General features: G+C 71.6%; 12 protein-coding genes. 6 read left to right on the plus strand and 6 right to left on the minus strand.

Translation table 11 applies throughout. From position 1 onward, the window contains the following. The first annotated feature begins 27 nt into the window (after positions 1-27). From ACQF4J_RS10300 to ACQF4J_RS10320, 5 genes are all read left to right on the plus strand, one after another. On the plus strand, positions 28-969 hold the full coding sequence (locus ACQF4J_RS10300) for an alkaline phosphatase family protein (RefSeq protein ID WP_351805778.1): 942 nt from the start codon (positions 28-30) through the stop codon (positions 967-969). Beyond that, on the plus strand, positions 966-3,911 hold the full coding sequence (locus ACQF4J_RS10305) for a glycoside hydrolase family 2 TIM barrel-domain containing protein (protein WP_427165500.1): 2,946 nt from the start codon (positions 966-968) through the stop codon (positions 3,909-3,911). The genes ACQF4J_RS10300 and ACQF4J_RS10305 overlap by 4 nt, the downstream gene beginning before the upstream one ends. A 103-nt stretch (positions 3,912-4,014) precedes the next feature. After that, on the plus strand, positions 4,015-5,841 hold the full coding sequence (locus ACQF4J_RS10310) for a LamG-like jellyroll fold domain-containing protein (protein ID WP_427165501.1): 1,827 nt from the start codon (positions 4,015-4,017) through the stop codon (positions 5,839-5,841). Positions 5,842-5,870: 29 nt separating this feature from the next. Then, entirely contained in the window at positions 5,871-7,547 is a 1,677-nt protein-coding gene (locus ACQF4J_RS10315) for a histidinol-phosphatase (protein WP_427165502.1), read from the plus strand. A 35-nt stretch (positions 7,548-7,582) separates the two neighbouring features. Then, positions 7,583-8,425 carry a PaaX family transcriptional regulator gene (locus tag ACQF4J_RS10320; protein WP_351571895.1) on the plus strand — a complete coding sequence of 281 codons (843 nt, stop codon included), beginning with the start codon at positions 7,583-7,585 and terminating at the stop codon, positions 8,423-8,425. A gap of 10 nt (positions 8,426-8,435) precedes the next feature. Here ACQF4J_RS10320 and fxsT read toward each other — a convergent pair whose 3' ends face one another. From fxsT to ACQF4J_RS10350, 6 genes are all read right to left on the minus strand, one after another. After that, the gene (gene fxsT / locus ACQF4J_RS10325) at positions 8,436-12,386 is read right to left on the minus strand and encodes an FxSxx-COOH system tetratricopeptide repeat protein (RefSeq protein ID WP_427165503.1); all 3,951 of its coding nucleotides are present in this window, start codon (positions 12,384-12,386) and stop codon (positions 8,436-8,438) included. Beyond that, positions 12,373-13,668, minus strand: coding sequence for a TIR-like protein FxsC (locus tag ACQF4J_RS10330; protein WP_427165504.1), 1,296 nt, complete (start codon positions 13,666-13,668; stop codon positions 12,373-12,375). The genes fxsT and ACQF4J_RS10330 overlap by 14 nt, the downstream gene beginning before the upstream one ends. 361 nt (positions 13,669-14,029) lie before the next feature. Next, the gene (locus tag ACQF4J_RS10335) at positions 14,030-14,485 is read right to left on the minus strand and encodes a MaoC family dehydratase (RefSeq protein ID WP_351571904.1); all 456 of its coding nucleotides are present in this window, start codon (positions 14,483-14,485) and stop codon (positions 14,030-14,032) included. 14 nt (positions 14,486-14,499) lie between these two features. Beyond that, positions 14,500-16,005, minus strand: coding sequence for an acyl-CoA synthetase (locus ACQF4J_RS10340; RefSeq protein ID WP_351571906.1), 1,506 nt, complete (start codon positions 16,003-16,005; stop codon positions 14,500-14,502). Between the two features lie 10 nt (positions 16,006-16,015). Continuing rightward, a complete protein-coding gene (locus ACQF4J_RS10345; RefSeq protein ID WP_351572046.1) occupies positions 16,016-16,891 on the minus strand; it encodes an amidohydrolase family protein in 876 nt (291 codons plus the stop codon). A gap of 11 nt (positions 16,892-16,902) precedes the next feature. Continuing rightward, positions 16,903-17,820, minus strand: a complete 918-nt coding sequence (locus ACQF4J_RS10350) for an SDR family NAD(P)-dependent oxidoreductase (protein ID WP_351571909.1) — start codon at positions 17,818-17,820, stop codon at positions 16,903-16,905. A gap of 255 nt (positions 17,821-18,075) precedes the next feature. On the opposite strand from ACQF4J_RS10350, the gene ACQF4J_RS10355 reads away from it, so the two are divergent. Next, a complete protein-coding gene (locus ACQF4J_RS10355; RefSeq protein ID WP_351572049.1) occupies positions 18,076-18,501 on the plus strand; it encodes a MarR family winged helix-turn-helix transcriptional regulator in 426 nt (141 codons plus the stop codon). Positions 18,502-18,586 lie beyond the last annotated feature (85 nt).

An 18,586-nucleotide genomic window follows, 5' to 3' on the forward strand; every position in this document is an offset into this window, starting at 1 on the left:
CCCGGTGTCAGGAGAAAGGGGTGGGCGGTGACGTACGGAGGTCGGCCGGGGCGCGGCAAGGTGCTCGTGGTCGGGATGGACGGGCTGCGCTACGACCGGCTCACCCGCTCGCCGGCCACGGCACCGGTGCTGCACGGCCTGATGGCGGCGGGCGCGCACGGCACCAGCCTGCTGCCCTATGGCGAGATGGACGGCCAGGCCGAGAACGGGCCGTGGACCAGCATGGCCTACACCGACTCCGGGCCCGGCTGGTCGAGCGTGCTGACCGGCGTGTGGCCCGACCGGCACGGGGTGAGGGGCAACGACTTCGACGGCGCCGACTACGCCCGCTACCCCGACTTCCTCAGCCGCGCCGTCGCCGCCCGGCCCGGTCTGCGCACCGCCGCCGCGGTGTCCTGGCCGGAGCTGGTCCACCGCGGCGTCCTCGGCCCCGCCATCGGCCGGCGGGTGCGCTTCGACGGCGAGTCCGACGGCTACGGCACCGCGGACCGCCTGGTCGCCCGCACCGCCGTGCGCTGGCTCACCGAGGAGGACCCGGACGCCGTGTTCGTGTACTTCGGCGCCACCGACGAGGCCGCCCACTCCACCGGCCCGTTCAGCACCGCCTACGAACGGGCCCTGCTCACCCAGGACACGCATCTCGGGTGGCTGCTGGCGGCCGTCGAGGACCGGCGCCGCGACCTCTCCCGGGCCGACGAGCACTGGACGGTACTGGTCACCACGGACCACGGACACCTCGACGCCGGTGGCCACGGCGGGGACACCCGTGCCGAGCGCGAGGTGTTCGTCGTCCTCGCCGAGCCCGGTATGCCCGGCGGCACCCGGCTCGACACGCCCCGCCTCGTCGACATCGCCCCTACCGTCCTGGACCGGCTCGGCGTCCCCGTCGACCCCGCCTGGGGACTGCCGGGCCGGGTCCTCGCCGGCCCCCTGTCACTCACCTCACCCCCGACTTCGGAACGGTCATGACCGACGCATCCCCCGCGCCCCGCCCCGCCGATCCCCTGATCGCCCTCCGCCCCTGGGAGGCGCCCGAGGTGACCTCCTGGGGGCGCCTGCCCATGAACGCCGTCGACCGGCGTTCCGGAGCCCTCTCCCTGGACGGCGACTGGCGCTTCCAGCTGCTGCCCGCTCCGGACGCGCCGGCCGGCGGTGCGTGGTCGTCGTCGTACGTCCCCGGCGCCTGGACCCTCCAGGGCACGGACGACCTGCCGCAGTACACCAACGTCCGCATGCCGTTCCCCGACTTCCCGCCGCACTCCCCGGCCGCCAACCCGACGGGGGTGTACGAGCGTGACGTGGACGTGCCCGGCGAGTGGGCCGGGCGGCGGATCGTGCTCCAGGTCGGGGCCGCCGAGAGCGTGCTGCTGGTGCATGTCGACGGGCGGCCCGTCGGCGTCTCCAAGGACTCCCACCTCGCCGCCGAGTTCGACCTCACCGACGTCGTGCGCCCCGGCGAGCGGTCGGCCGTCCGGCTCACGGTCGTGAAGTGGTCGGACGCCTCGCACATCGAGGACCAGGACCAGTGGTGGCACGGCGGCGTCACCCGGTCGGTGCTGCTGTACCCGACCGATCCGCTGCACCTCGCCGACGTGAGTGTCAGGGCGCGGCAGGACGGCGAGCTGCGCATCGACTGCCTGGTGCGCGACGCGCGCGGCGCGCTGCCCGGCGGCTGGTACGTGAGCGCCGAACTGGACGGCCGGCTCCTCCCGCAGGACGGCGAGTTCGACCGGGTGAACGTCGAGGACGACCGGGTCTCCGACTTCCTCGGCGAGGCCCGCGTGCACGGCTTCGTACCGGAAGTGCGCACCTGGAACGCCGAGACGCCCGAGCTGTACGGCCTCACCGTCCGTCTGTACCGCCCCGACGGCACGGTCGCCGACGCCTCCCACCACCGGGTCGGCTTCCGCGACGTCGAGATCGCGGGCCGGGACCTGCTGGTCAACGGCGAGCGCGTGTACATCCGGGGCGTGAACCGGCACGACTTCCATCCGCTGACCGGCCGGACGGTGTCGTACGACGACATGCGCGCGGACCTGGTCCTGCTCAAGCGCTTCGGCTTGAACGCGATCCGCACCTCCCACTACCCGAACGACCCGGCGCTGTACGACCTCGCCGACGAACTCGGCTTCTACGTCGTCGACGAGGCGGACATCGAGTCCCACGACCACGCCCACGAGATCGCCGACGACCCGCGCTACCTGAACGCCTTCGTCGACCGGGTCTCACGGATGGTGCTGCGCGACAAGAACCACCCGTCGGTCATCGTCTGGTCGCTGGGCAACGAGTCCGACTACGGCGCCAACCACGACGCTGCGGCCGGCTGGGTGCGCCGGCACGACCCGACCCGGCCCCTGCAGTACGAGGGCGCGGCCAAGCTCGACTGGGCGGCCACGGACGACTGCTCCGACATCGCCTGCCCCATGTACGCCCCGCTGGAGGACTGCGTCGCCCACGCCCTGTCGGGCCGGCAGACCAGGCCGCTCATCCAGTGCGAGTACTCCCACGCCATGGGCAACAGCAACGGCACGCTCGCCGACCATTGGGCGGCCATCGAGTCCACGCCGGGTCTTCAGGGCGGGTTCATCTGGGAGTTCTGGGACCACGGCATCCTCCAGCGTGTGAACGACGGCAGACCGGTCGGGCGTGGGGGCGCCGGACTCCATGACAACGGTGTCGCCGCGCCGGGCCATCGCTGGGCGTACGGCGGCGACTTCGGCGAGACGATCCATGACGGCGCCTTCATCGCGGACGGGGTCGTCTTCCCCGACCGCACCCCCAAGCCCGCGCTGTACGAGCACCGCGAGATCGCGGCGCCGGTGCGCATCGAGTGCTTCCGGCACGAGGGCGTCGTCCTCGGCAACCACCAGCACTTCCGGGGCCTGGACTGGCTGGCCGGCGAGTGGGAGCTGTCCCTCGCCGACGGCCGTACGCTGACCGCGCCCGCGGACCTGCCCGGCCTCAGGCCCGGCGAGACGGCCGCCGTGCCGCTGCCCTTCGAACTGCCCCGCGACGGCGGCGAGGCCTGGCTGACGCTGCGGGTGAGAACCGCCGAGGACCAGCCGTGGGCGCCGCGCGGCACCGAGGTGTGCGTACCGCAGGTGCGCCTGCGCGGGCCGGCCGCCCCCGAGGACGCCGTCGTGGACGGGTCCGTCGAGGTCGACGGCGAGGGCCTGCTGGTCCACCCGTCACTGACGGCCGCGCCGACGCTGTCGCTGTGGCGGGCGCCCACCGACAACGACGAACTCGGCGGCATGGCTCCGCGCTGGCGTACCTGGGGGCTGGACTCGCTCGTCCGCAAGGTCGTGTCGGTGCGGTCGGACGGCGGCCGGGTGACCGTGGACGCCGAGTACGCCGGCACGGTCGGCGTGGTGCGGCACCGGCAGGTGTTCACGCGGGTCGAGGGCGGCATCCGGATCGACGAGGAGGCGGAGCTGCCCGAGGAGTTCGACGACGTGGCGCGGGTCGGCACGGTCTTCGAGACGGCGCCGGGACCGGACCTGCTGGAGTGGTTCGGGCAGGGACCCTGGGAGTCGTACCCCGACCGGAGCGCGGGAGCGCCCGTCGGCCATCACGCGCTGCCGGTCGAGGCGACGTTCACCCCCTATCTCCGTCCGCAGGAGAGCGGCGGCCGGCACGGTGTACGACGGTTCACGCTGTCGGCGCCGGACGCCACCGGCCTCGCGGTCGTGCTGGACGAACCGCGGCAGCTCTCCGTCACCCGGTACCGGGCCGAGGACCTGACCGCGGCACGGCACCACGACGAGCTGGTGCCGCGTCCGGGCTGTGTCGTGCACATCGACGCGGCGCACCGGGGTCTGGGCACGGCCTCGTGCGGCCCCGACACCTTCCCCTCCTACCGAATCGCCCCGGGCGTCCACCGCTGGAGCTGGACGCTGCGCGTTCTGTAACCTCCACGAACCCCCACGAACCCCCACGAAACCCCACGAAACCCCACGAACCCCCCGCGCCTTTCCCCGCTCATTCGCTCATGTCACCTCTCACGGAGCACACGTGTGTACTTCGCATGACCACAACCAGGGCGAGGCCACGCAGGCCGGTGCCGGAAGACGCGGTTTCCTCCGGGCCACCGCGTTGCTCGGCGCCGCCGCCACCGCCGGGGTCGCCCTGCCGGCCGTGGCCGAGGCGGCGTCGGCGAGCAGCTGGCGGCCCGACACCGAGAGCCGTCGCTTCACGCTCGCGGTGATGCCGGACACCCAGTACCTCTTCGACGGGCCGAGCATCGACCCGGCACCGATCGAGGCCTCGCTGCGCTACCTGCTGGAGCACGGCAAGGACGAGAACATCGTCTTCCTGTCCCACCTCGGCGACCTCACCCAGAACGGCGCCCCGGCCGAATTCGCCGCGGTCAGCGAGGCGTTCGAGCTGCTGGACCGCAAGGGAGTGGGCTACAGCGTGCTCGCCGGCAACCACGACGTGAGGTCCTCGACGACCGACCAGCGCGGTGCGACGCCGTACCTGGACGCGTTCGGGCCGCAGCGTTTCAAGGGAAAGAAGACGTTCGGCGGGGCGTCCGACGACGGCTACAACACCTACCACCTCTTCCAGGCGGCCGGCCGCGAGTGGATGGTGCTCGCGCTGGACTGGCGGCTCTCGGCGCAGGGTTACGCGTGGGCGAAGGACGTGCTCGCCCGGCACCCGAAGACGCCGGTGGTCCTCACCACGCACGAACTCGTCGTCGAGGACGACCGGTTTTCGGCCTACGGCCAACAGCTGTGGGACCGGCTGGTCGAGGACCACGACCAGATCTTCCTCACCCTCAACGGCCACTACTGGCCGGCCGGCCGGGCGACCCGCAAGAACGCGGCCGGCAACGACGTGCACCTGCACCTGACGAACTACCAGAATCGCTACTTCGGCGGCGCGGCGATGATCCGCCTCTACCGCTTCGACCTGGACCGGGGTGTCATCGACGTCGAGACGGTCTCGCCGTGGATCCTCGGCCGGGCCAAGAAGGGCCTCAACGAGCTGGAGCGGCAGGAGATCGAGCTCAGCGGTGACGCCGACCGCTTCTCCGTCGGCATCGACTTCGCCGACCGCTTCTCCGGCTTCGACCCGGTGCCGGCGCGCCCGGCGCGGCCCGCCTCGCAGATGCTGGTCCGGGGCACGGCCGCGTACTGGCGGTTCGACGCGGCGGTCTCCGGCACGGTCCGTGACCTGTCCGGCAACGGCAACGACCTCACCGTGGTGTCGGTGGGCGGCGGCACGCTCGGCTGGTCGGCCGACCACCACCCGGACCAACCGGGTCACGGCAGCCTGGAGTTCAGCGGCTACAAGTCGCCGCTGAAGGGCGCCTATCTGCAGACGGTCGACACGGCGCCGCTCAACTCGTCGGTGTTCAGGGACGGTTACACCATCGAGGTGTTCTACCGGATGCCCGCCGACTGGGACCCGGACCACAACGCCTGGGCGGGACTGGTCAGTCGACGGGGTACGGGCGGCGCGGCGGGCAAGACCGGCGACGACCCCGACGAGCCGCTCGCCACCCTGTCGCTGTCGAACGACCGCGAGCCGCAGTGGGCCATGCGCCCGCTCGACCAGGAGGGCATCGCCACCAACTGGGGCCAGGAGACTCCGCTGGAGACCTGGTGGCACCTCGCCGTCGTCAACGACGGCAGGCACACCACGATGTACGTCCAGGGCTGCCCGGTGGTCCGCAACCCCAAGGCGTCCGCCGTCGGGATCACCTCGGTCGGAGAGCCGTGGCTGCTGGGCGGCTACACCTACGCCGACAAGATCGACCAGATCCTGCATGGGCGCCTCGGCGACGTCCGGATCGTCTCGCGGGCGCTGCCCGTCACCTCCTTCATGACCCACTGACGCCCTTCCCAGAGGACCTTCCCAAGATCATGACCGAGCAGCAGCTGCCCGCCTGGGCCGACCCGTCCGTCTCCCCCGCCGACCTCGACGCCCAGGGCGTCTCCCGTCGTCAGCTCATGCGCCGAGCGGGCCTGTTCGGCGCCGCGTTCGCCCTCGGCCCGGCGGCGACGCCCGCCTTCGCCGCCTCCTCCGACGGGAAGGGCTTCGGCGGCGACGACCCGCGCCTGGCCTACCTGGTCGGCGACCACCACGTGCACTCCGTCTACAGCCACGACGCCAAGTACACCTTCTCCCAGCAGGCGCGGGCCGCGGCGAAGTACGGCCTGGACTGGATGGTGTTCAACGAGCACTCCAACTTCGGGCACGCCCGCTACGGCGCGCAGCTGGAGCACGCCGAGATCCTCAAGGCCCGCGCGGACAACCCGCGTCAGCTGATCTTCCAGGGCCTGGAGTGGTACATCCCGGCGGCCGAGCACTGCACGGTGTTCGCGGCTCCCGGGCCCCACGAGACCGATCTGCTCACCCAGTTCGAGCTCGCCTACGACGGCAAGCTGCTGAACTACACCGAGGGCTCCGCCGGTGCCGCGGACACCGCGCGCAACGAGGCGCACGCCGTCAAGGCCGTCAAGTGGCTCGCGGAGCAACGCCGTTCGGGATACGTCGACGACGTCCTCGTCCTCGCCAACCACCCGCTGCGCCTGGGCATCGACTCCCCGCACGAGATGCGCAACTGGCGGGACGCGGCACCCGAGATCGTGATCGGCATGGAGGGCGCGCCCGGCGCGCAGGGTGCCGCGATCCCCGGCTGGCGCGGCGCCACCTCGATCCGCGGCGAGTACGAGAACAAGCCGACCGCACAGTCCTGGGCGGGCTACCCGGCGGACGCGTACCTCACGTACGGCGGCTTCGACTGGGCGACGGCGACGGTCGGCGGCCTGTGGGACTCGATGCTGGCCGAGGGCCGCCTGTTCACGATCACCACCAACTCCGACAACCACCGCACGGTCTTCGACACCTGGAAGAACGGCGACTGGCCGGCCGGGCAGAACTTCGACAACACCGGCAAGCTGCCCGACCCCGTGAACACGGACACCCCGCAGCCCGGAAGCGACTTCTGGCCGGGCGAGTTCAGCCGCACCCACGTCGGCGTGACCCGCTACGGCTACCGCGCCGTGATGGCGGGCCTGCGCGCGGGCCGGGTCTGGCTGGACCACGGGCACCTGCTGGACGGGCTGGACGTCCGGCTGAAGCGGGACTGCGACGCCGGCCGGGGCGTCACGCTCGGCGGCCGGCTCCGCGTCCGCAAGGGCGAGAGGATCACGCTGTACGTCACCGTCACGACGGCCTCCCGGGCCAACCCGCAGGGAATTCTGCCCGAGTTGGCGCACGTGGACGTGATCCGGGGCGCGGTGCGCGGTCCGGTGTCCGACCGGGACACCTGGCAGGCGCCGGACACCCGGGTCGTACGGACGAAGGACGTCTCCGGCCGCGAGGGGACGTACACCCTGCGCGTCCCGCTCACCGCCGGGGACGAGTCCTTCTACGTCCGGCTGCGCGGCAGCGACGGCAACCGGCACGGCGCGGGCTACCTGGGCGCCGCGATCGACCCGAACGGTCCGGTCCCGCACGAGCCCGGGAACGGCGACCCGTGGGCGGACACGTGGTTCTACTCGAACCCGATCTTCGTCGACGTGGCAGGTGGCTGAGCCGTACTGATCGGTGACGTCGTACCGTGGGCCGCATGAACGGTGAGGAATCGTCCTTGCGGCCCCAGTCCCTGCTGCTGACGTTCCTGGGAGACCAGGTGCTCGGGCGGGACGTCTGCGTGTACTCCGGCAGCGTCATCGACGTCTTCGAGCGCGCCGGGATCGGCGAGCAGGCGACCCGCTCGACGCTGACCCGGATGGTCAAGCGCGGCCTGCTGCGGCGCCAGCGCGAGGGGCGCCGGATGTACTTCGGACTGACCGAGCACTCGACGGCGGTCCTGCGGGACGGCGAGCACCGCATCTGGCAGACCGGTGCCGTCAACCGCGACTGGGACGGCACCTGGACCCTCCTCGGTTTCTCCCTCCCCGAGTCCTGGCAGCGCCAGCGCCACGACCTGCGCTCCAAGCTCACCTGGAGCGGCTTCGGCCCCCTGTTCAGCGGCCTGTGGATCGCGCCCGGCGAGGTCGACGTCTCGGAACTGGTGTCCGAGCTCGGCCTCTCCGCGCACGTCAAGGTCTTCCGCGCGCACGCCGACGCCGGGATGGACATCGGCGCGATGATCGAGGAGACGTGGGAGCTGGCGGAACTGGCGGCGCGCTACGCGGAGTTCGTACGCCGCTGGCGGCTCTGGGAGACCGGCTCGCCCGAGGCCGAGGAGGCCCTCGTGCTGCGCCTGCGCCTCCAGGCCGAGTGGCTGGAGATCATCCGCCGCGACCCACGCCTGCCGGTCAAGCACCTCCCGGACGACTGGCCGGCGGAACAGGCGGAGAAGACGTTCCGCGCGGTGCACAACCGCTTCACGCCGCTCGCGCAGAACGCCTCCGTCCGCCTGCTCGACCTGGTGTCGGTGCGCAGCGACCCGCACGAGCTCGGCTGAGCGCGGCCCTTCAGATGAGCGGCGGCTCCAGATCCTGGTGGATGCGCCTGCCCTCGCGCACGCTCACCGTGTGCGGATGTCCTTCGCCGAGCATGTGCTCGAAGTCGGCCAGCGCGCTCGCCCTCAGCTGATCGGCCTCGGGGACGCGGCCGAGGGTGCGCAGTGTGAGGGCGAGGTTGGCGCGGGCGACGACGGTGTCGGGGTGCCGGGCTCCGACGGCCGCCTGGAAGCCGGCGACGGCCGCCCGTTCCAGTGCTTCAGCCCCGGCCGGCTCACCGAGCCGCGCCAGCACGTTGGCCAGGTTGACCGAGCAGGCCAGCGTGCAGGGGTGGTGTTCGCCCAGGACGGTGCGCAGGGTGGCGAGGTTCCGCTCCAGCAGCAGCCGGGCTTGGTCCGCCGCACCCGAACCGTCCATGAAGATGCCGAGGTTGTTGACGGCGGCCAGCGTCGCCGGATGGCGTTCGCCGAGCGCTGCCCGGTACTGCCCCACGATGTCCTGCGCCAGGTCCAGAGCCCGTTCCGGGGCGCCGGTGGCGTACAGGTCGCAGGCGTGATTCAGCGTGCAGTCCAGCACGTCCGGCGTGGTCGGGGGCGTCGCGCGCAGCCGGTGGTGTTCCTGCGTCTGCTCGGTGAGGACGCGGGCCCCGTCGGCCATGCCCGCCCTGCGCAGGGAGACGGCGAGACTCTTGGCGGTGCGCAGTGTCTCCGGGTGGTCCTCGCCGAACAGCTCCCTGTACAACTCGTGGCTGGTGCTCAGTTCCGACACCGATTCCTCGTAGTGGCCCGTCTCGCGCAGGTCGCGTCCCAGGTTGGTGAGCGTGAACAGCGTGTGCGGGTGCGCGCTGCCGAGGAGGGTGCGGCGGCGTTCGTAGATCTCCTCGTCGAGGGCGCGGGCCTCGCCGTAGCGGCCGAGGAGGCGCAGACACAGGGCGAGGTTGTTGCGTGCGCTCAGGGTGCGGGGGTGGTTCTCGCCGAAGAGCTCCTCGAAACCCGTGTGGGCCTCGGTGGCCAGTTCCAGGGCCTCGTCGAAACGGCCGAGGCTGCCGAGGTCGGCCGCGAGCGCGGTGGCCGTCATCAGGATGTGCGGATGGCCCGGCCCCAGCAGGGCGCGCTGCCCGGCCAGCGTGGCGAAGCCCAGTTCCGCCGCCTCGGTGTATCGGCCCAGGGAGCGCAGGACGTTGCCGGTCTGGGTCTGCAGGCGCAGAAGCTGGGTCTGCAGCGCCGTGTCCCGGCTCTCGGACAACCGGCGCTGCCACCGGGTGCGCAGGTCATCGGTGAGCGCGAGGGCGACGTTCAGGTCACCGCGCCGCCACAGATGACGGACCCGGTCCATGAGCAGTTGCCGGGTCTCCGGGGCGTCGCAGTCGGCCGCGTCCGAGGCCTCCAGGTGCGGCCAGATCGCCGCGAAGAGGGGCCCGTTCTCCGGGTCGTCGACCGGCTCGTTGCCCGAGGGTCGGGCGGCGGCCAGGATGCGGTGCACGGTGTGCCTGGCCTCCGCCTGCTCCTGCTCCGTGAGCGCGGAGCGGATCACCGCCTGCACGAGCCGGTGCACCTGGATCGACTGGGTGGCCGAGTCCACCCTGGCCAGGGCGAACCGGCCGATCTCCCTGATCACCCGGCCCACGAACAGCCTCTCCTGCAATGCGGGATCCTCCGCGGCCAGGACGCTCACCATCGGATCGCTGTACAGCAGTTTCATGGAGATCGGTTCGGTGCCGAAGAAGGCGCACAGCTGAAGGAGGCGTACGGCGGCCGGGGAGTGTTCCCTGAGGCGCTCGATGGAGACGTTCCAGGTGGCACCGACGGGCTGGGGGTAGTTCGCGGGCCGGCCGAAGGACATCACCTGCGCGGCCTGCCGCTCCAGTTCGGCGAGATAGGTGTCGACAGGGGTACCGGTCTCGGCGAGCCAGGCGGCCGCCTGGTCGAGGGCGAGGGGCAGGTCGCCGACCGCGGCGGCCACCAACTCGGCGTCGTCGAGCCGCAGGTCCGGGGCCCGGCGCAGCAGGCGTTCGACGCTCTCCTCGCGGAGGAAGGGTTCGATCTCCAGGACCTCGACGTACTGCAGCCAGGCCTGGTTGCGGGAGGTGACCAGCACATGCCCGGTGCCGCCGGGGAAGTGGCGCATGACCTCCTCGGGCTCGTCGGCGTTGTCGAACACCATGAGCCAGCGCAGGCCGGGCGCCTGGCGCAGATGGTCGAGCGCGTCCCTGGCGCTCTGGGAGACATCGTCTCCCGTCCTCAGCCCCAGTCGGCGGGCGAGTTCCGCGAGTCCGTCCACCACGTACTCGTGTTCTTCGGCCGAGATCCACCAGACCACGTCGTAGTCGGCGGCGAACCGGTGCGCGTACTCCAGCGCGATCTGGGTCTTGCCGACGCCGCCCAGACCGTACAGGACATACGGCGAGGCGGTCCGGCCGACGGCTCCGTGGCCGAGCGCGTCGCGCAGCCTCTCCAGCAGAGCGTTGCGGCCGGTGAAGTGCGCGTTGCGGGGCGGAGCGTTCCAGAACCGGGGCACGGTGCCGGGAAAGCGGGTGTCGGTGTCGGCCGCGCCGTCGGGCCGGTCCGCGGGCTGGGCGGGACGGCCGAGGGCACCGAGCAGAGCGGCCGCGGCGTCCCGCTCGTCGCTGCCCACCAGGTCGAGCCAGGGCTGCTGATCGAACTCGCCGGCCGGGCGCTGCGGACCGACGCGTACCGCGACGACCTGACGGCACTCGGCACGGTCGCCGCCGGTGGCGGTCTGCCATACACGGCGGGCCCGCGCCGAGCGCTGGAAGGCCGGTGACAGCACGAAGACCGTACGGTCGGCGGGCTGTTCAGCACCGTCCCCGTCGCTGCCCACGTACGTCGGCAGCACCCTGAACCCGGCCCGCGACAGCACGCCGGCGATCCAGTCGGCCCACAGCCGGTCCTCGGCGGCATAGCTCAGCCGCAGCTCGGCGGGGAGCGGGATGCGGGCCCTGCTGAACTTCTTGCGGACGCTGTCGCGCACGCTCCCCGGCATGCGGGGCAGCCGGGTGACCGCCTGGTCGCTGATCACGCCGGTGAGACGCTCGAACGCCGACAGCAGGGAGGTGGACAGGCCCGGCTCGTCACCGAAGACGGCCAGGGTCTCCTCGTAGGCGTAGTAGGGGCGGTACGGAATCTCGACGGCCCCCCAGTAGCCGGCGATCCCGTCCTCGTCCAGGCCGGTCGGGAACCCGTCGAAGCGGGCCCTGGCCAGGGAGCGTCCGGCGTCGGCCTTCTCCTTCTCGCCCTCGTCGATGCGCATGGGGACGGGAAGCACGCGGATGCGCCGGCCGTGGAAGCGCTCGTGGATGTCGTGGGCCACAGCGGCGGCGCCGTCGATGCTCTGGTCGCTGAGGGTGAAGCAGTCCACGAGGACGTCGGGCAGATGGGCGGTGCAGATGTCGGCGATGTCGGAAAGGCCGGTCCGGCTGTCGATGAGGACGTAGTCGTAGGTGTTCCGCATGTCCTCGCGCAGCGCGTCGAGGAACAGGCCACCGCCGAGCCGGTCGTAGAAGTTGTCCCAGTCGAAGGCGGTGATCGTCGAGGCGTAGTCGCGGTTCTGCCGTCCGGCGAAGACCAGATCGAGCGTGCCGGGTTCCGGAAACGCCCAGTCGAGGGAGACCGCGTGGCGCTGGATGCGGGCGTACTCACGATGCCAGTCGGGGGTGCGCTCCTCGGGATCGAGGTCGTCACCGGTGGCCGCCCATGCGTAGTCCCCGAGCAGGTCGACGACTCCGGTGGTGGCGCCGACGGTGCCGGGGTCGAGGAAGGGGTGGAAGAAGCGGTGCAGCCCGGGTGCCTCCAGGTCCCAGTCGACGGCCAGGACACGGTTGCCGTTCGCGGCGAGGATCCAGGCGACGTTGGCGAGGGCCATGGTCCGGCCGGTGCCGCCCTTGTACGAGTAGAACGTCACGATGCGGCCCCGGCGGCCGCCCTGCCCGTCACGCCCGCTCATCGTGCGCCTCCTTCTCGTCCTCCGGGTGCGGTGCCGGGGCCCAGCCGCCGGAGGCGCCGAGGCGGAAGCGCGGGGTGGCCTGCCCGGGCGGTGTCCTGGACTGGGCCCTTCTGAGGTACTGACCCTCGGCCCAGCGCACGACCCGCGGCAGCACCTCGCGGAAGGACCTCTCGTCGGGCACACCGCGCACGGCGGCGCGGCAGGCCTCGCGTCCCTGCCGCACTCGGCGCGGGAGGGTGGCGTCCAACTGCGCGGCCAGTTCGTGTTCGCTCTCGTCGCCGTCGGGGTCGTCGTCGTTCCACGGCACGACCAGCCCGACCGGTGGTCCGTCCCCGGTGTCGTACTCGCCGAGCCGGGTGCGGTGGTCGGGGTCGCGCAACAGCCAGCGGTCGATGAGCAGGACCTCGGGGGCGTCGGCGGGCGCGGCCCGATGGTCGAACTCACTCACATCGGCGCGGAAGTCCAGGCGGGTGGCGATGCCGGCGGCCACCTGGGCGAGCGGCTGGTCGGACGCCGGGTGGTAGGGGTTCCAGTGCAGCGCCGTGGGGCCGTAGTACTGCGTGCTGCGTCCTTCGGGCAGCCGGCCGAGGCAGCCGGCCGCCACGCTGATGCGCAGTCTGCGGCCGGCCGGTGAGGGGGTGCCGGGCGGTGCGGTGAAGGCGTCGGGTGCCGTGCTCAGGCCGTCGGGGTCGCCGCGTTCGACGATGACGTTCTCGCCGACCTCGACGATGCGCCGGGCCAGGTGGAGCACGGCTTTCTGGTAGTCGCGGCGGAACGCGTGGAGCTTGGCCAGCCCGTACAGTCCGAACGTGCGGTAGCGGTCGCCGAGTTCGGGTTGCGCGTACTGCACCTCCTTCACACAGTCGGGGAGCCTGCGGTCCGGCACCGGTGCCCACAGGGCCGGCACGATCGCGCTGGGCGTGCCCCTCGCCTCCGGGTCCCGGTGGCGCACCCGGCGGTCGCTGAAGGCGGCCCACTCCCTTCCGCACCAAGGGCTGATGAAGTAGCGCGGCGAGTACAGCGGGACCAGGACCCGGCAGCCGCCGAGCGCGTCGGCCAGTTCCTCGGTCCAGATCTGTCCGGCCTGCATGGAGCGGTCCATGAAGCCGGGCGCACCGGGATGCGCGGTCAGGTTGCGGATGTGCTCGCACAGGTCGCGGAAGAGACGGTGAACCCACAGGTCAGGGTCGGGTTCGTCGGGGCGGACCGAGGGGATGTGGGCGTAACTGAGGAAGAAGTAGGGAGCGGTGGCGTCCGCCCCCGCAGGCTCCGTCGACTCCACGCGACCCCCCGATCCCGTCCCCCGCCCGCCGTGGGGGCGAACACTCAGTGTAGGAACTTCGCCGCTCCCTGTGACGGCGCTGGGGGAATGTGACGGGGTCTGTTTCCGGACAGCCGGCCAGTGGCGAAGTCCACGGCCGCGGCCAGGGGGAACCGCCGGGCGGACGTGCGGCCGACGGTACCGCTGCGGACAACCGGGCCGGTGCCGTGATGCGCTCCCGAACGGCGTCGGGCGACGGGATGTGCCGGCACAGTACAACCGATCGGCCCCGTGCGAGTGCACAAGCACGCCTCACACCGGATGGCGGGGGCCGAATCCCTGACGCCTCATGTATATCCCGCCGCCCCACCTCGAAGGGGGTTCAGACGTAGAACCGCGACAGACTCTGCAGCACCGCCGCCGGCTTCGCTCCGCCCTCGATCTCGATCGTGCCGTCCACGGTGATCTGGACGCCGCCCGGCACCTCCTCCACCTCCGCCAGCCGGCCGGCCAGGCGGATCCGCGATCCCACCTTCACCGGGGAGGGGAAACGGACCTTGTTGAGGCCGTAGTTGACCTTTGTCGTCACGCCCTGGACGTCCAGGAGCTCGGTGAACAGGGGGATGAAGAGGGAGAGGGTGAGGTAGCCGTGGGCGATCGGGGCGCCGAAGGGGCCCTCGGCGGCGCGCTCGGGGTCCACGTGGATCCACTGGTGGTCGCCGGTGGCATCGGCGAAGGTGTCGATGCGCTCCTGGGTGACCTCGATCCATTCGCTGGTGCCCAGGTCGCTGCCCGCGAGCTTCTTCAGTTCCTCGACGCCGTTGACGGTGACGCTCATGTGGTCTTCCTTCGCTAGGAGTTGGTGCCGTAGCGCTTGCGCACGCGGGACTTGAGGAGTTTTCCGGAGGCGGTGCGCGGGAGTTCGTCCGCGAGGACCACCGACTTCGGGATCTTGTACTTGGCGAGGCGGCCGGCCAGGGTGGCCAGCACCTCGTCGGGGTCGATCGAGGCGCCCTCGCGCGGCACGACGACCGCCCGCGGCACCTCGCCCCACTTGTCGTCCGGCACGCCGATGACCGCGCACTCGACGATGTCCGGGTGGGCGAGGAGCTGGTCCTCGATCTCGGCGGGGTAGACGTTCTCGCCCCCGGAGATGATCATGTCCTTGATGCGGTCGACGATGAAGACGTATCCGTCCTCGTCGACCCGGGCCGCGTCGCCGCTGCGGAACCAGCCGTCGGCGAAGGAGGCGGCCGTCTCCTCGGGCAGCCCCCAGTAGCCGGGCATGACGTGCGGTCCGCGGACCACGACCTCGCCGGTCTCGCCGACGTCCACGGGGGTGAAGTCCGGCCGGACCACCCGAACGTCACTGAAGAAGTGCGGGACGCCCGCCGAACCGGCCTTGCCGACCGCGTGTTCCGCGTCCAGGAACAGCGTGCCGGGCGACGCCTCCGTCATGCCGTAGCCCTGGAGGAAGGTGAGCCCGCGTTCCTGGTACGCGGCGATCAGCGGGGTCGGGACCGGGGAGCCGCCGCAGGTCAGGATGCGCAGCGAGGAGAGGTCCGCGGACGGCCAGCGGGGGTGGCGGGCCACCTGCTCGAACATCGTCGGCACCCCGAACATGAAGGTGATCCGGTGTTCCTCGATGAGGTCGAAGGTGGCCCGCGGGTCGAAGGCCTCCACCAGGACGCAGGTGCCGCCCTTCAGCAGCACCGGCAGGGTCAGCATGTTCAGGCCGGCCGTGTGGAACAACGGCGCGGAGACCAGGGCGCGTTCGTCGGCGATCAGGTCCGTGTCGACCAGGACGTTGAGCGCGTTCCAGGTGAGGTTGCCGTGCGTGAGCATGGCGCCCTTGGGACGGCCGGTCGTCCCCGAGGTGTACATGATGATGCAGGTGTCGTCGGGGAGCACCGGTTCGTCGACCGGTTCGTGCGAGGCGGCGGCCACGGCCTCCTCGTACTCCGGACCCACCTCGATGTACGTACGTACGTCCGTGTCGCCCGGCAGTCCGGCGACCAGGCCGGCGTGCGAGGGGCCGTAGACGAGGGCCTTCGCGCCGGAGTCGGCGAGCTGGAAGGCGATCTCCGGGCCCGCGAGGCGAGTGTTGAGCGGGACGAAGACGGCGCCGAGCGTGCCCGCCGCGAACAGGGTCTCCAGGTAGGTGGGGTGGTTCGGGCCGAGGTAGGCGATGCGGTCGCCGCGGCGCACCCCGCGGGCGCGCAGGGCGTGGGCGAGGCGGGTGGTGCGGTCGTACAGCCGCGCGTACGTGAGCGAGGTGCCGCCATGGATCAGGGCGGTGCGGTGCGGGGTCTTGCGGGCCCGGCGTGCGGGCCACGATCCCAGTCCCTCGTTGCGCATCTACGGCCCCTTACGGCTTGGTCAGCCCGAGCAGGCGGGCGGCGTTCTCCTTGAGGATCTTCGGCTTGACCTCGTCCTTGATCGACAGCTTCTCGAAATCGGCGAGCCATCGGTCGGGGGTCAGGACGGGGAAGTCGGAGCCGAAGAGGACCTTGTCCTTGAGCAGCGTGTTCGCGTACTGCACGAGCTGCGGCGGGAAGTACTTCGGCGACCAGCCGGACAGGTCGATGTGCACGCCCGGCTTGTGCGTGGCGACGGCGAGGGCCTCGTCCTGCCAGGGGAAGGACGGGTGCGCCAGGATGATCTTCAGGTGCGGGAAGTCGGCGGCGACGTCGTCGACGTGGAGCGGGTTGGAGTACTTCAGGCGGATGCCGCCCCCGCCGGGGACGCCGGCGCCGATGCCGGTCTGGCCGGTGTGGAAGAGGGCGATGGTGCCCGTCTCCTCGATCACCTCGTACAGGTCGTACGCCACCGAGCGGTCGTTGGGGAAGAAGCCCTGGATGCTCGGGTGGAACTTGAAGCCCTTGACCCCGTACTCCTCGACCAGGCGGCGGGCCTGCTTGACGCCCGCCCTGCCGCGGAAGGGGTCGATGGAGGCGAAGGGGATGAGGACGTCCGCGTTGGCTGCCGCGGCCTCGGCGACCTCCTCGTTCGGGACGGGCGCGGTGCCGGTGGCGGACTCGGCGTCGACGGTGAAGATCACCGCCGCCATCTTCCGCTCGCGGTAGTACGCGGCCGTCTCCTGAAGGGTCGGCTTCCGCTTGCCCTCCACCTTGAAGTAGGCGGAGGAGGCGTCGTGCAGGTCGTCGTCCAGGGAGGAGTGGCCCTTGGAGGAGACCTCCGCGTGGGTGTGGACGTCGATCGCGACCAGGTCGTCGAGGTTCATCGAGGGGGACATCACGCCTCCGGGAACTTGGGCGCCGGGATGCCGACCGACTGCAGCTCGGCGCCGACCGAGGTGGGGAAGGCGTCGGCCAGCGTGTCGGGGGTCCAGCCGCCGTCGGCGTACGCCGTCCTGATCTCCTGCGGATGCGACCAGAGTGCCACCTTGTCGCCGCCGATGCCGATGGCCTGTCCGGTGATGGAGCGGGCGGCCTCGGAGGCGAGGAAGGGCACGAGGGCCGCGCAGTCCTCGGGGGTGCCGAAGCCCTCGCCCTTGCGGAGGAAGGCCGGGAGCGGCTCGCCGTTCTTCATGGCCTCGACGTACGGGGCGAAGGCGGGGATGGTCTCGGTCATCGCGGTCGCGGCGACCGGCACGATCGCGTTGACGGTGATGTTCGCCCGGCCGAGCTCCATCGACCAGGTGCGGGCCATGGCGGCGATGCCGGCCTTGGCGGCGGCGTAGTTCGTCTGCCCGAAGTTGCCGCGCTGGCCGGCCGGGGAGCCGACCAGGATCAGGGTGCCGCCCTCGCCCTGCTCGCGCATGCGGACGGCGGCGGCCCGGGCGCAGGTGAAGGTGCCCTTGAGGTGGGTGGTGACGACCGCGTCGAAGTCCTCGTCGGTCATCTTCCACAGCACCTTGTCGCGCAGGATGCCCGCGTTGGTGACCAGGACGTCCAGTCGGCCGAACTCCTCGACGGCCCGGTTCACCAGCCGTTCGGCGGCCTCGGACGTGCCGACCGGGACGACCTCGGCGACGGCCGTGCCGCCCGCCTCGGCGATGGACTTCACGGCCGCCTCGGCCACCGCCTCGTCGACGTCGTTGACGACCACGGACGCGCCGTGGGCGGCCAGGGCGTGCGCGTAGGCGAGGCCGAGGCCCCGGCCGCTGCCGGTGACGACGGCGACCTTGCCGGTGAGATCGATGCTGGACACGGGTGGGTCCCTTCACGAGCTGATGCGGGTGGTGCGGCTGATGTGGATGGTTCGGGTGGTGCGGGGGTGCGGCCGTACGACGCCGACCGCGGCTCCGAGATCGAAGCTAAGAGCAATAATTGTTGACGTCAATAGTTGTTGGCGACCCACAGGTGCGACATGCTGGAATCGTCACGACGCATCGAGCACCGGGAGCCCGCCATCACACGCCAGCACGTCACGAACCCGAGCCCCATCGACGCGGACGAGCCGTGGATGCGCGGACTGCACGCGGACACCGGCTATCTGCTGTACCGCCTGGGCCTGCGCTCGGGTCAGTTGTTCAACACCTTCCTGCAGGAGTCCGGGTTGCGCCTGCGCCACTACGCGGTGCTGCGCTTCCTGGCCGGCTCCGCGGGCGCCCTGCAGCGGGAGCTGAGCACCCGCCTCGGCTACGACCCGAGCGCGATCGTCGGCCTGGTCGACGACCTGGAGAAGCTCGGATTCGCCGAGCGCCGGCCCTCCCCCGACGACCGGCGCAGCCGGATCGTCGTCCTCACCGCCGAGGGCCGCGCCTTCCTGCGCGACACCGACGAGGCGGGCCTGCGCGTGACGAACGACCTGCTGGGCCCCCTCGGCCCGGCCGAGCGGGAGACGCTGCACACCCTGCTGCTGCGGATCGCGGAGGACGGACTCGGCTGAGATGTTGTGCAAGTTGTTGACTGCCGACTCATGAGTGCCTAACTTCACCGAGGCCTCGTCCCGCACTCCCCCCACGGAAGGGACC

Origin of the sequence: Streptomyces sp. C1-1 (assembly GCF_050214755.1) — a bacterium.
Lineage (GTDB): Bacteria > Actinomycetota > Actinomycetes > Streptomycetales > Streptomycetaceae > Streptomyces.